This window comes from Arthrobacter sp. TmtSoilC77, assembly GCF_059739415.1.
In genome coordinates this window covers 1,000,089-1,018,659 of the sequence record NZ_AP046050.1, presented here as the reverse complement: position 1 = coordinate 1,018,659, position 18,571 = coordinate 1,000,089, and the positions used below count along the sequence as shown (strand labels likewise).

At 63.3% G+C, this 18,571-nt stretch carries 14 protein-coding genes; 8 read left to right on the top strand and 6 right to left on the bottom strand.

Features of this window, described 5'->3' with window-relative positions:
* Together AC6I99_RS04800 and AC6I99_RS04795 are read left to right on the top strand one after the other, a co-directional pair.
* Positions 1-1,638, top strand: a complete 1,638-nt coding sequence (locus AC6I99_RS04800) for a beta-N-acetylhexosaminidase (protein ID WP_224166521.1) — start codon at positions 1-3, stop codon at positions 1,636-1,638.
* Positions 1,635-3,050 (top strand): DUF4032 domain-containing protein, encoded by a 1,416-nt coding sequence (locus AC6I99_RS04795; protein ID WP_224166520.1) that lies wholly within the window; start codon positions 1,635-1,637, stop codon positions 3,048-3,050. The genes AC6I99_RS04800 and AC6I99_RS04795 overlap by 4 nt, the downstream gene beginning before the upstream one ends.
* A 1-nt stretch (position 3,051) precedes the next feature.
* On the opposite strand, the gene AC6I99_RS04790 is transcribed toward AC6I99_RS04795, so the two are convergent.
* Positions 3,052-3,753 carry a GntR family transcriptional regulator gene (locus tag AC6I99_RS04790; RefSeq protein ID WP_224093559.1) on the bottom strand — a complete coding sequence of 234 codons (702 nt, stop codon included), beginning with the start codon at positions 3,751-3,753 and terminating at the stop codon, positions 3,052-3,054.
* Between the two features lie 34 nt (positions 3,754-3,787).
* Complete coding sequence (locus AC6I99_RS04785; RefSeq protein ID WP_497960539.1) at positions 3,788-5,254, bottom strand: chlorohydrolase family protein; 1,467 nt, start codon at positions 5,252-5,254, stop codon at positions 3,788-3,790.
* A gap of 130 nt (positions 5,255-5,384) precedes the next feature.
* Between AC6I99_RS04785 and AC6I99_RS04780 the strand changes: the two genes are divergently transcribed.
* The 6 genes from AC6I99_RS04780 (at position 5,385) to AC6I99_RS04755 (ending at position 12,640) form a co-directional block, all read left to right on the top strand.
* Complete coding sequence (locus AC6I99_RS04780) at positions 5,385-6,437, top strand: ABC transporter permease (protein ID WP_224093556.1); 1,053 nt, start codon at positions 5,385-5,387, stop codon at positions 6,435-6,437.
* 43 nt (positions 6,438-6,480) lie between these two features.
* Positions 6,481-8,205, top strand: a complete 1,725-nt coding sequence (locus tag AC6I99_RS04775) for an ABC transporter substrate-binding protein (RefSeq protein ID WP_497960537.1) — start codon at positions 6,481-6,483, stop codon at positions 8,203-8,205.
* 81 nt (positions 8,206-8,286) lie between these two features.
* On the top strand, positions 8,287-9,288 hold the full coding sequence (locus tag AC6I99_RS04770) for an ABC transporter permease (protein ID WP_497946283.1): 1,002 nt from the start codon (positions 8,287-8,289) through the stop codon (positions 9,286-9,288).
* Complete coding sequence (locus AC6I99_RS04765) at positions 9,285-10,343, top strand: ABC transporter ATP-binding protein (protein ID WP_497960536.1); 1,059 nt, start codon at positions 9,285-9,287, stop codon at positions 10,341-10,343. Before AC6I99_RS04770 ends, AC6I99_RS04765 begins: the two co-directional genes overlap by 4 nt.
* Positions 10,344-10,351: 8 nt before the next feature.
* The gene (locus AC6I99_RS04760) at positions 10,352-11,374 is read left to right on the top strand and encodes an ABC transporter ATP-binding protein (protein WP_497960534.1); all 1,023 of its coding nucleotides are present in this window, start codon (positions 10,352-10,354) and stop codon (positions 11,372-11,374) included.
* Positions 11,375-11,410: 36 nt separating this feature from the next.
* Positions 11,411-12,640 carry an amidohydrolase family protein gene (locus AC6I99_RS04755; protein ID WP_497960533.1) on the top strand — a complete coding sequence of 410 codons (1,230 nt, stop codon included), beginning with the start codon at positions 11,411-11,413 and terminating at the stop codon, positions 12,638-12,640.
* An 81-nt stretch (positions 12,641-12,721) separates the two neighbouring features.
* On the opposite strand, the gene AC6I99_RS04750 is transcribed toward AC6I99_RS04755, so the two are convergent.
* The 4 genes from AC6I99_RS04750 to AC6I99_RS04735 form a co-directional block, all read right to left on the bottom strand.
* Positions 12,722-13,210 (bottom strand): pyridoxamine 5'-phosphate oxidase family protein, encoded by a 489-nt coding sequence (locus tag AC6I99_RS04750; protein ID WP_497960531.1) that lies wholly within the window; start codon positions 13,208-13,210, stop codon positions 12,722-12,724.
* A 59-nt stretch (positions 13,211-13,269) separates the two neighbouring features.
* Positions 13,270-14,637: an MFS transporter gene (locus AC6I99_RS04745; protein WP_497960530.1), complete on the bottom strand. Its 1,368-nt coding sequence runs from the start codon at positions 14,635-14,637 to the stop codon at positions 13,270-13,272.
* 463 nt (positions 14,638-15,100) lie between these two features.
* On the bottom strand, positions 15,101-16,558 hold the full coding sequence (locus tag AC6I99_RS04740) for an FAD-binding oxidoreductase (protein ID WP_497946300.1): 1,458 nt from the start codon (positions 16,556-16,558) through the stop codon (positions 15,101-15,103).
* Positions 16,559-16,650: 92 nt separating this feature from the next.
* Entirely contained in the window at positions 16,651-18,570 is a 1,920-nt protein-coding gene (locus tag AC6I99_RS04735; RefSeq protein WP_497946302.1) for a glycoside hydrolase family 13 protein, read from the bottom strand.
* Position 18,571: the final 1 nt, after the last annotated feature.

Sequence of the window (18,571 nt, the reverse complement as noted above, 5' to 3'; positions counted from 1 at the left end):
ATGAACACCACGGACAACCTGATCCCCCGGCCCGTACACGTCGCGCCATCGGACGGTCAGGGCTTCACGCTTGCCCCTACGGCCCGGATCGCGGCAAGCGAGGCAGCCGTCCCGGTCGCGGAGCAGCTGGCGGTGCTGCTTCGCCGCGGCACAGGTTTCGCTCTTCCCGTCGTCGGGACAGCCGACGCCGGAGACATCGCCCTGGAGTTCGTGGAAACGCTCGACGGCGGTCCGGAAGCTTATCAGCTGACTGTCACCGATGCCGGTGCACGCCTCGCGGCAACAACCCCCGCTGGCCTCTTCAACGCAGTCCAAACGCTCCGCCAGTTGTTCCCGCCTGCTATTGAACACTCCCTCACCGGTGCGGACGATACGAACAACACGGATTCGAACAGCACGGATTCGTACGACGCGACCGGCGGCACCTGGGTGATTCCCGCCGTCGTGATTAAGGACGCGCCCAGGTTCGCCTATCGCGGACTCATGCTCGACGTCGCCCGGAACTTTTTCACCGTTGAAGAGGTGAAGGAGCAGATAGATGTCATGACCCAGTTCAAGCTCAATGCCCTGCATCTGCACCTTACGGATGACCAGGCATGGCGTATTGAGATCCGAACGCCGGAGGAAAATCCATCGGGCCTGGATTATGGCAAGCTCACGGAAATCGGCGGAGCAGGCGCGGTGGAGTTCCCCACAGCTGCACCAGTCCGCGGCCGGGAGGGGTTCTATACCCAGCAGGACCTCCGGGAGATCCAGGAATACGCCGCTGCCAGGAACGTGCTGGTGGTCCCGGAAATCGATCTGCCAGGCCACGTCAATGCGGCCCTTGCAGCCATACCGCAGCTCAACCCGGACGGCCATGCGGCAAGCATGAGTACCTCGGCAGCAGTGGGCTGGTCGACGCTGGATGCAGCCCTTCCTGTGACGTATGAGTTCGTCAGGGAAGTCCTTGAACAAATGGCGGCCATGACGATCGGCCCCTACCTGCACATCGGGGGTGACGAAGCGTTGGTAACGGATCACGAGCATTACGTCAGCATGACGCAGGAGTTCGCCCGCATCGCCGCCGAGACCGGCAAGAAAGTGGTGGGTTGGAACGAGTACGCCGCCGTGGACCTCCGTGAGGGCGACGTCGTGCAGTATTGGTTCGGCGACCTCCCCCCTTTGGTTCAGAAGGCAGAGTCCACGGGGTCCTTGATGATCATGTCCCCTGCGGCAAACACGTACCTGGACCAGAAGTATGAAGCAACGAGTCCCGTCGGCCTTGAGTGGGTGGACGGTGGGCCTTTCACGTGGGCCGAGTACTACGACTGGAATCCCGCCCAAGGGGGCGTGCAAGATGACAGGATCCTGGGCGTCGAAGGCCCGTTGTGGACGGAGACGGTCCGGAACAACCAACAGGCCTACTGGCTCATGTACCCCAGGGCAGTTTCCCTGGCGGAAGTGGCGTGGTCGGCCCAGGACGCGCGGGACCTTGGTGACTTCCGACGTCGGCTTGGCGCCTTGGGTGAGCGCCTCACAAGGCAGGGCGTCACCTTCCAGGCAGCACCGGACGTCCAGTGGTCCGCGATGCCCGAATCTCCCTTTCCCCCAGCAATGAACGCCAACACCGGCGAGTACGGAACAATTGAGGCATGAGCGAGCAAAACGGAGCCCAGTGGCACGACGAACCGACCGACTACGGGCAGATCGGCAAGCTCCCCCGGACTGAGGCGGCCAGCGCGCAGGACACAGCACCACCGGCCAGCGTTATCGGTTCCCTTAACATCACTGCCGCCGCGGCGGATCCGGAGTTGTTGGACCTGCCGTGGCACATTGCCCTTGAGGACTGGCCGGCCGAGAACCTCGCCGCCCTCCCCCGCGGTATTTCCCGGCACATCGTGCGTTTCGCGCACTTGGGTGGATCGGTCATTGCCATCAAGGAAACCTCGGAGCACGTGGCCCGCCACGAATACCACATGCTCCGCAAGCTGGCCCGGCTGGACGTTCCTTGCGTGGAGCCGGTTGCTGTCATCACTGGCCGGACGACCGCGGACGGCAAGCCGCTGAACCCGGTGCTGGTCACGCGGCATCTGAAGTTCTCCATGCCGTACCGGGCGCTTTTCTCGCAGATGCTCCGGAAGGACACGTTAACGCGTCTCATCGACGCCCAGGCGTTGCTGCTTGTCCGCCTGCACCTCATTGGCTTCTATTGGGGAGATGTCTCGCTTTCCAACACGCTGTTCCGTCGCGACGCGGGCGCGTTCGCTGCGTACCTTGTGGATGCCGAAACCGGCGAGCTTTACCCGGACCTGTCCATGGGCCAGCGCGAGTACGATCTCGAGATTGCCCGCGTCAACATCGCCGGCGAACTGATGGACCTCCTGGATGGCGGGCTCATCGAGGAAAAGGTCGATCCCGTGGCTACCAGTGAACTCATTATGGACAGTTACCGCAGGCTATGGGCTGAGCTGACGGAGAAGGAATCCTTCGAACTCGGCGAGCGCTGGCGCGTGGGCGCCCGCATTCGCCGGCTCAACGAGCTCGGCTTCGACGTCGAGGAATATGCCATCAAGACCACGGCGGACGGTTCAACCATCCAGCTGCAGCCAAAAGTCGTCGACGCCGGCCATCACCAAAGGCGCTTGCTGCGGCTTACCGGGTTGGATGCCCAGGAGAACCAGGCCCGGCGGCTGCTGAACGATATGGACCAGTTCAGGGCAGATAACAACCCTGAACTGGATGAGGAAATCAGCGCCCACGCATGGGTCAGCCAGATCTTCGAGCCGATCGTGCGGTCCATCCCCAGGCACCTTGCCGGCAAGCTGGAACCGGCTGAAGTGGTGCACGAGGTCCTGGAGCACCGCTGGTACATGAGCCAGAAGCAGGATCGCTACATCCCGCTGGCTGAGACTGTGCAGTCCTACCTGGACACTGTCCTGCAGCACCGCAGGGATGAGGCCGCCATCATGTTGAACCCGGACACCGAGATGCTCAAGATTCTTGAGGTTGAGGTGGAGGAGTCAGGCCGGTACGACGAAGTGGACGAGTACCCGGACGCGGACGACTAACTCAGGGTTCCAGGGTTTCCGCGAGGCCTGCCAGCACAGGTTCCCGGCCGAGCTCAATGTGCGTGTACGCCAGCGAGTACGCCAGGTCCGGCCGGCCTTTCAGGATGGCGTTGCAGAGCTCTTTGTGTTCGTCCCGTTGGAGTTCATTGCTGCGGTTGTGGGCCAGTCCGAAGATCCAGCGCATGCGGCCAAAGAGCGGCTGCACGGACTCGATGAGCAGCCTGTTGCCGGAGAGACGGACGATCTCGGCGTGGAGCTCGGCACTGATCAACGCGACGTCGTCTGCGCGATCCTCGTCGATGGCGGCATTGGAGGCTTCCATCAGTTCCTCGAGCCGGCCGCTTGAATGGCCTTCGGCAACGCGGGTGGCAGCCATCCTCGCGGCGAACGTTTCCAGGCAAAGGCGAACGTCGAAGAGCTCGTTGACGTCGGTGAGCGTGAGTTGCCGGACCACGGCGCCGCGGCGCGGGAAGGTGGCCACGAAGCCATCCTTCTCCAGGCGTTGAATGGCTTCGCGGACGGGGATCCGGGAGACTCCGTACATCTCGGAGAGTTCCCGTTCACGCAGGCGCCCACCCTGTGCGAAGGTGCCCGTGACGATTCCCTCCAACACAAGTTGGTAGACGTGCTCCGCACGGGCTTCGTCATCGCGGCCATTTCCCGTCTCCGGCATCGCCTCAGCCACTGTCAAACTTCCCTTCATGCCAGCGTCCGCTCCATTCGCCGGCCGGCGCCGGTCAGCGTTCCAACCGAGCATACACGGGTGGAAACAGCTCGTCGGAGGGGCGGTTCAGGGCATCCCTGAGTGTGTAGGCGTTGCGCATCCTGATGAAGAGTTCCTGCGCCTTCGCCCGCCAGTAATCCAGGTCCACTCCCTCTATGAGACCATCGGCCATGATGGTCCGGCCGGCCACCACTGAAAGCACTGCCTGGCGGGCCGTGCCGTTGAGGGTGAGTGTCCTTAGCGGGTCCTCGTGAACCCCGTCCCGGATGTCTCCCAGGGAGAAGGCCACCATGTCTGCCTGGGCACCGGGTTCCAACCGGCCAAGATCCGGTCGGCGCAGTGCTTGGGCACCTCCCAGCGTGGCGGCGTCGAAGTATCCGGCGAGGTCGCCGGCGTCGTTGCTGCCTGCCAGGATCTTGCCCAGCTGCACGCCCGCGTCGATGCCCCGGACCAGGTCCGGCGGGAAGGAGTCGGTACCCAGGGAGATATTGATGCCCGCTGCCTTGTATGCGTTGAAGGAATCCAGGGTGCTGCCGTAGCGCATGGATGTCAGCGGGCAGTGGATAATGCTGGCGCCGCTGTCTGCCAGCCGGGCGAGGTCGCCTCGGTCCTCTCCTAACACCGCGGGGTTGCGGTCCGTGTAGGTGGCATGCGGGATCAGCAAGCGTTCGTTGAGCATGCCCACTTGGTCCAGGAGCTCCAGGGGCGTGACGCCATGCCGGTCCAGGATGAGCTCCCTTTCCACGAGGCCCTGGAGGGAGTGCAGGCGAACCAGGACGTCCCGCTCTTCCGAAGCGGCCGCCGTGGCTTTGAGCAGTTCGATGTCCAGGGTCTCGATGCGGCACGGGAGCAGGACGCCGCTGATTAGCGGGTCGTTCAGCTCCGTCGCATGGTCAATGAAGCGCAAGGCGTCCGCGAGCCCCTCACGGCCGCGGTCGACGTCGAACATGACCGAGCGTTCGCCGTTCTCCAACACGACGTTCACGCCCGAGCGGTATGCGGGCCCAAGGTAGCCGCGCAAGCCCAGCCGTCGGCTGCTCTCCGCCATACCCACGAGTTCCTCGAACGGCTCCGCCCACGCGGAATGGACCTCCGACGCAATGGGCATGTAGGTGGTGATGCCGTGCAGGACCAGTTGGATGAGGGCGTACTCGCGGATCTGTTGGCGTTCCTCGGCGGTAAAGACATCCGCCCGGCGGTTGCGGAAGTAGTCCTCGGACCATTGGTGTCCCTTTGCCTGCTCCGGCCCTGCCCAGCTGTCGAGTATGAGGTGGTCGATGTCGGTCAGGGCATCGAGGTCGATCAGGCCTGGCATCAGCAGTGCGTCACCGAGGTTGAGTTCCTCGTCTACGGGACCTGTGTAGTTGTGCCCGACGTATTCAATGGTGTCGCCGCTGTAGACGACGCAGGCATCCTCCAGTAGCACGTGTTGCCCGTTGTTGTGCCCCAGGACGTAGCGGGCAGTTGCCTTGATGGGCACGTGCACTCCTTTGCTCGAACAAAATAGCTATCTGGTATTCCAAACAGTACATTATTTGTGATTTACATCGCATCAATCCTGATCTAATCTAGTTTGGTATACAAGAATCGCGGAGTCAGCTCCCTGGATCATGAAACGAGCACAACCGTTGACCCAGCTACAGTCCATCGAACCGAATACCGGCAGTCCGCCGCCCACTCCGGCAACCTCGCCAGAGGGCAAAGCAGCCACCGCCGAGGCGCGCTCGCTGCTCGCCACGGCGTGGATGAGGATCCGGCGGAGCAAGATCGCACTCCTGAGCCTGTGCGTCGTGGTGGCCATCATGCTCTTCGCCATCCTTGCCCCCGTGCTCAGCGCGATGTCCGGCAATGACCCCTTCACGTCCAACACCAGCCCGGAGGTACTGGACGACTTCCAGACGCCTGGCCTGCCGCTCCCCGGCTACATGTATCCATCGGCCGAGCACTGGTTGGGCGTTGAGCCCGGCCTGGGCCGCGACCTGTTCGCCCGGCTTGCCTACGGTGGCCAGGTTTCCCTCACCATCGCTCTGCTGTCCACTGCCGTTTCCGTAGTTCTGGGAACAGTGCTCGGTGCAGCCGCTGGCTACTTCGGTGGCAAGACCGATGCCATCATCAGCCGCATCATGGATCTGTTCCTTGCCTTTCCGCACCTTCTACTGGTGCTCTCACTGACGCCCATCCTGCAGTCGCGCCTCCGGGACACGCCGCTGGGTGAAGGCAGCTTCCTGCCCATGGCCTCGCTGGTGATCATCCTCGGATTCTTCGGCTGGGCTTATCTGGCCCGAATCGTCCGAGGCCAGGTGCTGAGCCTCCGCGAGCGCGAATTCGTCGAAGCGGCCCGTTCCTTCGGGGCCTCCCACCTGAGTGTCTTGTTCCGCCAGATCATCCCCAACGTCATGGGAGTCGTCCTGGTGTACGCCACCATGTTGATCCCCACCAACATTTCTGCTGAAGCAGCCCTCTCCTTCCTGGGCGTCGGCGTCAAGGACCCCACACCGTCGTGGGGCCAGATGCTGAACGCCGCGCAGTCCGGCAACTGGTACCTCAGCGATCCATGGTTCCTGGCCGTGCCTGGCGTCATGCTCATCGTCACCGTCCTGGCGTTCAACCTCCTGGGCGACGCCGTCCGGGACGCGCTGGACCCCAAGGCTTCCCGCCACTAACTTCCAACATCTCCCTCCACCCAACCCCTTCAAGAGGAGCATCATGAAAACCCCCACGAGAGCACTGGCGCTTTCCGTGCTGATTGCCATGGCCGCAACAGGCTGCGCCGCTGGCCAGAACCAGCCCGGCAACACCAAGTCCGCAGAATCGGTCACGGAGTTGGCGCCAGTGGTGGTGAAGTCCGGCTTCAACGCCAAGGGCGGCAACCTCAACGTCCTGATGTCCTCGGACTTCCAGACCCTGGATCCCGGCAACAGCAACTACGTCCAGACCGCCAATGTGGGCCAGCTGTACTACCGGACGCTCACCATGGCCAAGGAAACCGCAGGCCAACCACCAACAGTGGTCCCTGACCTCGCGACGGACACCGGCAAGGTTTCCGACGATGGCCTCAGCTGGACGTTCACGCTCAAGGAAGGCGTGAAGTTTGAGGACGGCACACCGATCACCTCCGCCGATATCAAGTACGGCGTGGAACGCACCTTCGCGCAGGATGTCTTCACGCAGGCGCCGCAGGAGTTGAATTCAGCGCTCGACGCCGGCGGGTACAAGGGGCCGTACAAGGATCCTTCCGCTGTGCTCAAGGCGGTGGAAACGCCGGATGACCGCACCATAATCTTCCACTTGAAGAAGCCTTTCGCGGAGTTCCCGGCCCTGGCATCCCGTTCCAATACAGCCCCGGTCCCGAAGGCCAAGGACACCAAGCTGGACTACACCAACCACCCGGTCTCCTCGGGCCCGTACATGGTGGAGTCCTACAACCGGGGCAAGTCATTGAAGTTGGTCCGCAACCCGCACTGGGATCCCTCTACGGACTCCAACCGCACTGCCCTTCCGGACACGTTCAGCTTCTCACTCTCTACCTCGCAGGCAACCATTAGCCAGCAGCTGTTGGCTGACTCGGATCCAAATGCCATTACCCTCGATTCCAACGGCGCTCTCCAGACCTCGGATTCAGCCAAGCTGGCCGATGCCAAGGTCAAGGATCGCGTCGCGTCCGGCCTTCTGGGCTGCAACGATGTCCTTAGCCTGAACACGGAAAAGATCAAGGACCCGGACGTCCGCAAGGCAATCGCCCTGGCCTTGGACCGCCAATCCATCCTGGTGCAGTACGGCGGACGACGCTTTGGCGAGATCACGCAGAGCCCGCTGAACTCCAAGATGCGGGGTTACGTCGAGACTGAGCTGGAGCTGGATCCTGCCGGCAAGCCCAAGCTGGAGGAAGCCAAGAAGCTCCTTGAAGGCAAGGACTACCCCAAGTCCCTCACATACGGCTACGCCAACAACCGCGATGCCTTCAAGAACACCGGCACCGTAGTCCAGCAAAACCTGAAGGCCCTGGGCATCGATGTTGAGCTGGTGGCCATCCCCGCGCCGAACTACTACTCGGTCCTGGCCAGCGAACAGCTTCCGGACATGGGCCGCTCGGGTTGGTGCGGTGGTGCCGATCCGGCCTCCGTCCGTACGTCAGCGGACCCATTGCTGGGACCGAACAATGAAGGAACCAGCTACGGCTTCTCCAACACTTCCCGCTACTTCGATCCCGTTGTTTCCAAAACGATGTTCGATCTGCGCAACACGGACGGTACTTCTGAGGAGCTTGGCAAGAAGTGGTCCGAGGCATTCGGCACGGCCCTGAAGACGTATCCGATCGTCCCGCTCATCCGAAGCCACACCAACAGCGTGGTGGGATCCAACGTCCGTAATGCCCAGGTGGGCTACTTCTTCGGCGGCATCGACCTCTCGATCGTCGGCGTCGAGCACTAACCGGGCTTCGACAACACATCGGCATAGTCCAGAAGGAGAAGCGGGGCCGCCTGCTCAGCAGGCGGCCCCGCAACCACCACAATGATGACTTTCATTCTTCGCAGGACCGGATCGTTGGTCCTGCTGCTCGCCGCAGTCAGTTTCATCACTTTCACGCTCTTCCAGCTTGGCCCCTCCGACCCCGCGGCCGCCGCCTGCGGACAGGAATGCACCCCCGAACGCGTGGCCGAGGCGCGCGTTGCCCTGGGCATGGACCAGCCCTTCTTTATCCAGTACATCGACTACATGCGCGGCCTTTTCTCACCCCGCATGATTGGTGCGCCCGGAGCCGAGACGCTCTGTGAATGGCCATGCTTGGGCAAGTCTTTCCAGACCAATGAGAGCGTTGCGGACATCATCGCCCGCTCGCTCCCCTACACGTTCTCCATGGCCATTGGGGCCCTCATCCTGTGGACCATTACCGGCGTCGGGCTGGGCCTGCTCGCTGCGCTGCGCAAGGGCTCGCCCGTGGACAAGTTCATCGTCGGCGCGGCCTCGGTGGGCGTATCGCTGCCCATCCCGGTGACGGGCCTTTTCCTGCTGCTTCTCTTCGTCAACCAGCTGCACCTACTGCCGTTCACGACCAACGAGATCAATAGCCCCTTTGGTCCACATGGGCCGGGCGCGTGGGTGGCGAACTACCTGCTGCCATGGATTGCGTTGGCCGTCCTGTTCAGCGCCTCCTACATCCGCGTCACCCGGACCAACATGATCGAAACATTCGGCGAGGACTTCATCCGCACTGCCCGCGCCAAGGGCCTGGCCCCCCGGACCGTCACGTTCAAGCACGGCGTCCGTGCCGGGATCACACCTGTTGTCACCATGCTTGGCATGGACATCGGCTTGCTCTTGGGAGGCGCCGTCCTTACCGAGCAGATTTTCTCCGTCCCCGGCCTGGGATTCACTGCCGTGCACGCCGCAATCTCGGGTGACCTGCCGGTCACCATGGCCATCACCATGCTGGCCGCGTTCTTCGTCATCGTCGCCAATGTTCTGGTGGACCTCGCCTACGCCGCCATCGATCCCCGAGTGAGGCTCCAATGACCCACACACCACTGACGTCATCCCCTGCCCGCCGCCCAGCGGGCGCCACGGCCACCGCCCCCTTCCTGGACGTCCGAAACCTCTCCGTGAAGTTCCCCACGGATGACGGTCTGGTCTCCGCCGTTAATGGGATGGATTTCACCCTGGAGCGCGGCAAGACCCTTGGCATCGTGGGCGAGTCCGGCTCAGGAAAATCCGTCACCAGCCAAGCCCTCATGGGCCTCCTTAAGGGCACCTCGGCCCACGTCACCGGACAGGCAATGTTCCAGGGCAAGGACCTGGTCACGCTGCCCGAATCCGCCATGCGCCAACTCCGTGGCCGCAACATCGGCATGATCTTCCAGGATCCTCTTTCGGCGCTCCACCCCTTCTATACCGTGGGACACCAGATCGCCGAGGCCTACCTCGTCCATAACAAGGCGAGCAAAAAGCAGGCCCGGAGAGCCGCCGTCGACATGCTGGGAAGGGTGGGTATTCCCAGTCCCGAGCAGCGCTTCGATGAGTACCCGCACCACTTCTCCGGTGGCATGCGCCAAAGGGCCATGATCGCCATGGCACTGATCTGTGAGCCGGAACTGCTGATCGCTGACGAACCTACCACCGCGTTGGACGTAACAGTGCAGGCCCAGATCCTGGACCTCATGTCAGAGCTGCAGGAGGAAACCAATTCCGCGCTCATCCTCATCACGCACGACCTCGGCGTCGTGGCCGAAATATGCGACGACGTCCTGGTCATGTATGGCGGCCAGTGTGTCGAATCGGGTCCCGTGGACGAGATCTTCTACGACACCCGGCACCCCTACACTTTGGGCCTGCTCAATTCGATGCCCACCCTGAACGGCTCCGCGAGCCAGCTGAACCCCATACCCGGCCAGCCGCCGTCGCTCCTTGACCTGCCCAAAGGCTGCATCTTCAGCGCCAGGTGCGAATACGCCGAACTGGTGGGCGACGGCGTCTGCGCCAAGCAGCGGCCTGAGTTTACCGTGGACGACGGGCATGGCAAGCGCTGCCACCTGAGCGGGCCGCAGATTATTACCATCCGGAATTCGCGTTAGGACCCGCCATGGAACATCAACCAATTCTCCAGGTGGAGAACCTCCAGAAGCACTTTCCGCTCAAGGGCGGCCTCCTGCCGGGGGCTCCCAAGCGATCGGTCAAAGCGGTCGACGGCGTCTCCTTCAGTCTCGCTCGAGGCCAGACTTTGGGGCTCGTGGGTGAGTCCGGTTGCGGCAAGTCGACCACGGGACGCATGGTGGCACGGCTTATGGACCCGACGGGCGGGCGGATCATGGTGGATGGCACCGACATCAGCCAGCTGCGCGGCAAGGACCTGTACAACTTCCGGCGCAAGGTCCAGATGATCTTCCAGGACCCCTTCGCCTCCCTGAACCCGAGGCAGACAGTGGGTACGGCGATTGCAGCTCCCATGGTGGCGCAGAAGATCAATCCGCAGGGCGGCCTGAAGAACCGGGTCAAGGAACTCCTTGACCAAGTGGGGCTCAAACCTGAGCATTACAACCGGTTCCCGCACGAGTTTTCCGGTGGGCAGCGGCAACGCGTCGGAATTGCCCGGGCCATCTCCCTCAACCCGTCGGTAATTGTTTGCGACGAGCCCGTCTCCGCGCTGGACGTCTCCGTGCAGGCGCAGGTAGTGAACCTCCTGCAACAGATCCAGCGCGACACCGGCGTTTCCTACATCTTCATTGCCCACGACCTCTCCGTGGTCCGGCACATTTCCCATGACGTTGCCGTGATGTACCTGGGCAAGATCGTGGAGCAGGGGCCCCGGGATGAGCTCTTCCGGAACCCGCTGCACCCCTACACCAAGGCCTTGCTCTCTGCTGTGCCCCTGCCTGATCCCCGGGCAGCGCGCGAGCAAGTGAAGATCCGGCTCCGGGGAGACCTCCCATCACCGGCCAATCCGCCCAGCGGCTGCGTCTTCCGGACCCGGTGCCCTCTGATCGGCACTCTTCCAGAGGAACAGCGCCAACGCTGCATCGACCAGATTCCCACGCCTGCCCAGTCCGCCGAGCCAGCCTGCCACCACACAGGTATGGCCGCGGCAGCCATGGCAGGCGTGCAATAGACGCAGGACATAGATTCACCAGCAAAGGAGCAAACATTGAACACCCTGATCCGCGCCGTCCGTCCTTGGGGGAACGCGCTCAGCGACGTCACCCTTGCAGCGGGCGAAGCAGGCGGCAAGATCACCGCCGTCGAGCCCCATGACCCTGAGCGCGCCGTTCCAGATGGCGTGACCGTTGTGGAAGGCCGTGGACGCCTCCTGCTGCCGTCCTTCTCTGACGTCCACGTGCACCTGGACTCCACCCGGATCGGCCTGCCGTTCCGCGAGCACACCGGCGGTCCGGGTGTGTGGACCATGATGATGAACGACCGCCTCAACTGGCGCAACGCCGAAGTCCCCCTGCAGGACCGCGTCAATGACACCCTGGGCCGGATGATCGCCCGTGGCACTACGCGTGTTCGTTCTTATGCGCAGGTGGATGTGGACTGCCGGCTGGAGCGTTTCGACGCCGTTGCTGCTGCCAAGGAGAAGTTCGCCGGTCAGGCTTCCGTGGATATCATCGCGTTCCCGCAGGCTGGATTGTTGCTTGAAGACGGGACGGTGGAGCTCATGGAGGAGGCGCTGAAGGCGGGTGCCAACGTCATGGGTGGGATTGATCCGTGCACGTTGGACCGGGATCCGGCGAAACACCTGGACATCGTGTTCGGCCTGGCTGAGAAGTACCAGGTGCCAATCGACATCCACCTCCATGAGCCCGGCGAGCTGGGCGTCTTCAGCACCGACCTCGTGTTGGAACGCACGCGGGCGCTGGGTATGCAGGGCAAGGTCACCATGTCCCACGCCTACCAACTGGGCAGCGTCAACGAGGCCACCACGCGCAGGCTCATTGATGCCTTCGCGGAACTTGACGTATCCATGGCTTCGGTTGCCCCGGCTGCCGCAGGCCAACTGCCCATCCCGCTCCTGACAGAGGCCGGGGTGCGTTATGGATTGGGCGAGGACGGACAGCGGGACTACTGGTCCCCCTATGGCAACACGGACATGCTGGACCGCACCTGGCAGCTCGCATTCACCCATGGCTTCCGCAAGGACGAGTTAATCGAGCATTGCCTGGCGATCGCCACCATCGGTGGGGCGAGCATCCTTGACCCCAGCGCTACCAGGCTGAAGGACACTGCCCACCGTCCCGGCGTCGACGTCGGAGATCCGGCCGAGCTGCTTCTGGTGGACGGCGAGACTGTAGCTTCCACAGTCATGGACCGTGGAAAGGACCGCACGGTGATCCACGCCGGCAAGGTGGTGGCCGACCAACTGGAACTGCTCTAACTGCTACGAAACCCGCTCGTGTCCGAGCTCCCGACTGTACAACGGTCTGAGCGCGGACAGAGCGGGTTTCGGCGTTAAGCGCTACTCGCCCCTGGCTGTGGGCGCATCATCCAGCGGCGTCCACCAGGTTGCAGGAGGCGTCACCTTGAAACGACGCCCGGAGACGTCCGATGGAACAATGCGGATGAACTGGTCCTTTTGCCCTGCCTCCCATGGAAACAGCAGCAGGCCGATGGTATCCAGCACGTCCTGCGTCAGCTTCACGGCGGAAGCCTGCCCCTTGACCACCACGCTCCAGGCCACTCCGGTTTGCGCATCGACACCGTCAGCCTCGATCGCAACAGGAGCGTCACCAAGGGCTGCATGAAGCTTGGTGCCCTCCCCTGTGCGGAAAACCATGGTCCCGTGGTCCACTTTGTAATTCACAGGAAAGATGTCCGGGTGGTTGTCCACCCACACGGCAAGCCGGCCCACTGAAACTCCGCGGAGGAGTTCCCAGCATTCGTTGGTCTCCAGGACTTCAGTGACGGGAGTGTTGGGGGTGTTGTCGGCAGACGTCGAGTTGGTCATATCGCAGAGGATACGCCGGAGCATAGCCCGCCGACAGTGGTCGAACCCCGCCTAATGGACTATTCACCCCCGCGCGCGAGGGTGAATAGTCCATTGAGGGATGCATTATGGCTTACCGGCTCAACATTCACTACGGGCCCACGTATGGCCAGGAAGCCTGCAGCGGCCAGAACCACCGCTTGGGCCGCGAGTGCCCAGAACGTCACTTCCCAGCCTCCGGTCCAGGTATGGAGCAGCCCGGCGACGAGTGGACCGAGCGAGGCAAGGGCGAACCCCAGCCCTTGGCTCATGGCCGAGAGCTTTCCCGCTGTCTGCGGACCTGAGGAGCGGATCACGACCAAAGCCATCGCCAGGCCGAACCCGGCGCTCTGGACGACTCCCAGGATCCCCACCATCAAGAACTGCAGGGCGGACGGCGCCGCGAGGACTCCCAAAAGTGCCAGGGCAACCGCCAGTCCCAGGCCGGGTGCCATGATCCGCAGGATGGCAGGACGACCGGCCAGCACAGGAGCCAGCAGGCTCGCGGGGAGCCCCGCCAGGCTGAACCAGGCCAGCAACGCAGCAGCGTCCGCCGATGACAGCCCCTTGGAGACGAGATAAACCGCCAGCCATGACGTGATCGCGAAGTAGAGCATGGCCTGAAGTCCAAAGAAGGCCGTGACAGCCCAGGCCGTGCGCTGCTTACGCAGCGGCGTGACTTGCAGGGGCGCGACTTCCGACGGGCTGACGGGCGCCGGGATGACAGGCGCCGGGAATACAGAGAACGACGGCGCGCCCTGCGTCAGCGGCGAAACGGCGCCTGCCGTTGACCCGGCTTTGCCGGCGGAGGCGCCTGCCGCCGCCGTCGACCGTCTTCCGGAGCGTTGGATGAGGCATGCTCCCAACAGTGCCGGGACGGCCCACACCGCCAGCGCCCAGGCGAGGCTCCCGCCGAAAGCCTGGGCAAGGGGCTGGACCAAACCTGCGCCGAGCGCTGCTCCAAGCCCAAAGCCCATGGTGCAGAGCCCCGTCCACCAACCAGAGCCGTGGTTCGCCTTGACGATCTGCGGAACCAGCACACTGGCCGTCATGATTGCCATGCCTGCAAGGAACGTGCCGGGAAGGAGGAGCGGGGGTACAAGGACCCTGACGATCAACGCGGCAGCGAGTACCAACAGTGCAAGCGCCACGGCAGGCCCTGTTCCAAACCGCCGGGCAAGCCACGGCCCAATCGGCCCGGAAACACCGAAGGCCAGGACCGGCAACGTACCCAAAACAGGGAGCATAGCCGGATCCAAGTGAAACGCCCCGGGGACCTGGTTCATCACACCGGCAATGGTGGTGATGGCAGGCCGAAGATTGACGGAGACCAGCACCAAAGCCAACAACACCAGGACACGGGACACCCGAGAACGCCGCCCACCCAGCCCCAAACGCTTCTCGCGCACGCAATTCTCCTCATAGCAACTTTGGTATACCAAACAAGACTACGAGGCGCACCGCAGAAAGTAAACCCGCGAAATGGCCCGAGGTTTATGCGACGGGAGAAAAGCAGGCAACTGTTTGGAATACCATCCCGGACGGAAGGTGGAGGTCGCAAAACGGCCGCAGGGCCGGAACGCGGCAGCGCGCGTGGCGAGCCGAACGAAAGGGCCGCAGAGCCGGAACGCGGCAGCGCGCGTGGCGAGCCGAACGACAGGGCCGCAGAGCCGGAACGCGGCAGCGCGCGTGGCGAGCCGAACGAAAGGGCCGCAGAGCCGGGACGCGGCAGCGCGCGTGGCGAGCCGAACGACAGGGCCGCAGAGCCGGGACGCGGCAGCGCGCGTCTAAGGGAGGAACGACCGAGCGCGCAGAGCGTTTCGGCCCTGCGGCCCGCCACCCGGGTCCGCCACCACCCCCGCAGGCAAACCCCTAAATAGCCTTCCCAGGATTAAGAATCCCCGCAGGATCGAACAACTCCTTGATCCGCCGCTGCAGTTCCCGCACCGGCTCAGGTTGTTCCAGTCCGAGCCATCGGAGCTTGTACTGCCCCACGCCGTGCTCACCGGTAATCGTGCCACCCATTTCGAGGCCGACCCGGATGGATTCATCAAGGGCAGCGTTGAGGCGTACCAGGGCGTCGGCGTCTGTGGCGGGGTCTACCCGGTCCATCCAGAACGTGGGGTGGAGGTTTCCGTCTCCAGCGTGGGCCACCACTTTGAGGCGGACCTGGAAGCGGTCGGCCATGGCTTCGAGTTCAGCCACGAAGTCCACCAGCCTGGAGCGTGGAACAGCGATGTCCTCGCCTACCCTGAATTCGTCGTCCATTTCCACGCCGCGGCTGTTGCGGCGTAGTTCGACGAGCATTTCGGCTTCTTCGCTGGCTTCGGTGGTGACTTTGGCTCCGCCTTCGGCGAGTACTTGCCGGACGACGTCGGCTTCCGCGGCTGCTCCAAAACCGTCTGTTTGGATGAGCAGCAGGGATTTTCCGCGGGTTTGCAGGTCTGAGCCGTTCATCTCGTCGAGCTGGATGAGTGTTCCGTTGTCCAGGAGCTCCATGATGGCTGGCTGGACCCGGGCTTTGCCTACTGCCAGGACGCCTGCGGCGGCGCTGCGGAAGTCCTGGTAGAACGCGGCGATGGTGTGGACTTCGCGTGGCAGGTACTTCAGGCGGACCGTCACGCCCACGACGATTCCGAGTGTCCCTTCGGAGCCGACCAGGAGTGCCGTGAGGTCGTATCCGGCAACGCCCTTGAACGTTTGGTGCCCGGTGTGGAGCAGTGAACCGTCGGCCAGGACAACGTCCAGTGCCAGTACAGAATCCCGTGTCACCCCGTATTTTGCACAGCGCAGTCCACCTGCGTTGGTGGCTACGTTGCCGCCGATGGTGGACATCTTGTAGCTGGCCGGATCCGGTGCATACATGAGCCCGTGTTCGGCGGCTGCGGCATTGAGTTCGGCGTTGATGACGCCAGGTTCGACGACGGCGGTCTCGTCGTCGGGGTTGAGGTCCAGGATGCGGTTCATTCGTTCCAGGCTGAGCACGATGCAGCCTTGGGTGGCGTGTGCGCCTCCCGAGACACCCGTTCCGGCACCACGCGCGACGATTGGCACCTGGTAGGCTGCGCAACTGCGGACGATGTTTTGGACGTCTTCCACGGATTCGGCCCAGACGACGGCGAGCGGCAAATGTCGCTCCAGCAATGGCCCTTGATCTACGGAATAGACCGTGCGGGTGGCTTCATCTTCGGCGATCTGGCCGGGCCGGAGTCCGCCGGCAAGGCTCTCCAAGAACGCGCGCTGCCTGGCACTGTGGCCGGCGTCCGTTTGCACGGCTTCCGGGCGGCCGACAGTGCGGCCTTTGATGCTTTCCTCTGTTGTTCCGGCCATAGCCGTTTCGTCCGACAAGGTGGTCCCTTCACACATGAGCTCCGCGGACACGCCAAATCGGCAGTCTTCGCAGAGTTTTCAGTGCTCCCAGTCTAATCAGCGCCACCCACCACCGTAGGAAGGCAGGTTCCGGGCAGGGACCAGATACCAGCAGAAATGCCGTCCGCGCATAGCAGTACGTCGCCCTCACTCCCCCGGCTCGTCGAGATGTTCCCAAAGCTGTGCAGGGGTGCGTCGGACAGCGATTCGAGTTGCAGCTTGGAAAGGACGGCCTTATCCAGGCAGACCCGGGCGGAGTCGCGGACGGCCATGACCAGGACTGCAGAATCAGTGGTCTCACGCACGAATACCACGGCGTCCGCCTCCGCGTGAATCCAGCGCAGCCCGCCTTCGGTGAGTGCGGGCAGCCCACTCCTTAGCCGCCCCAGGGCCGAGTAGAAGGAACGCAGATCCTTGACGGGGTGGCGGCCGGATTTTCCTTCCTGCCAGCCCCACGGCATGGGCGTCCTGGAGTCCTCGCCGTTGAAGCCTTCAAGGCCAAACTCGTCTCCCGCGAACAGGACAGGAACGCCCGGCAGGGTGAAGGTGAGCAGCGCGCCAACTTCCTGGCCGCCGTCGAGCATTACTGTCGCTGCGCGTGCGGTGTCATGTGTGTTGAGCGCATTCATCGTGTTATTTCGCACACCCCAGCTAAATCCCGCAGTGAGGTCCAGATGGGTGGCCAGGAAGGCTTCGGCCTCGATCTTGTTGGGTCCTGCCTGGGGCGACCCAAAGAAGTTTACGTGCGGTGCATCCCCGGCAAGCCAGGACCACAGTGGCCGGGTGAGGTTGGAGTAGGTCATGGCACCGTGCCAGTGCTCACCCGTGAAGTCCGGCGCGGCATCGGATGTGGACTCGGCCAACAAAGCTGCATCCGGGTTGATCTCACGGACCCGCTCGGCGATGAGCCGGGCAACCTCGTGATTCAGATCCACGGAGCCAAGGCGTCCGGTCATATTGCCGACGTCTATCCTCCAGCCGTCCAGGTTGAAGGGCGGCTTGAGCCACCGGGCAACCACCGAATCCTCGTCCGTCACGAAACGCCGCCGGAGGGCGTCCGAAGACCAGTTAAGTTTCGGCAGCGACGGCACACCCCACCACGACTCGTACGTCGAATGGTCCTCGCTGAAGTAGTAGTAACCCGCTTCCTCCGAGCCGGGATCGGCGAGAGCCTTCACGAACCAGTCGTGTGCTTCGCCCGTGTGGTTGGCGGTAAGGTCACCCATCACACGAATGCCCCGGGAGTGCGCCGCCTCCACCAACTCCACCAGCGCTTGGTTCCCGCCAAGGAGCGGGTCCACGGAGTTGAAGGTGGAGGCGTCGTAGCGGTGGTTGGAACGGGCCGGGAAGAAGGGCGTCAGGTAGAGAACGTCGATGCCCAATTCCTGGAGATGGTCCAGTTTCCCCGTGATTCCGGGCAGGTCACCGCCATAGAACTGAATGGGCGTTTCCCGCCCGGTAGCCACTACTGCTTCGTCCCACGAGCTGCCCACAGCCCAGTCCGGGAGGGGGTGAGCATCGGCTTGGGCAGAGCGGGCGAAACGGTCCGGAAACACCTGGTACATGGTGGACTGATGCAGCCACTGCGGTGCGGGGGCAAATGTGGTGAGGCGGAAGTCCGCTGAATCAGCAACGTCTCTGTTGAAAAGCCCTTGGGCGTTGAGGTTCCAATAGTGCCGCCCACTCGCGCTGCTGATCTCGATTTCCAGCAGGAACCGGTATTTCGCCACAGGATTGGCCACCAGCATCGCCGTTTCCCACCAGACCCAGCCATCGATGCTGCCGAGCCGGATCGCGGCGTCGTACCGCGGCTCGCCGTCCTGCACGGAACGGACCCAAACGCGGGACGCGGAACCCCAGTCCTGCGGAACGCGCAGGCGAAGCCGAACAACCTCGCCCAAGGAAATCCGCCCGGGAGCATGGCTCGAAACATAAAGAGCGGATCCGTCGTGATGTGGAACGGCAAGCGACATG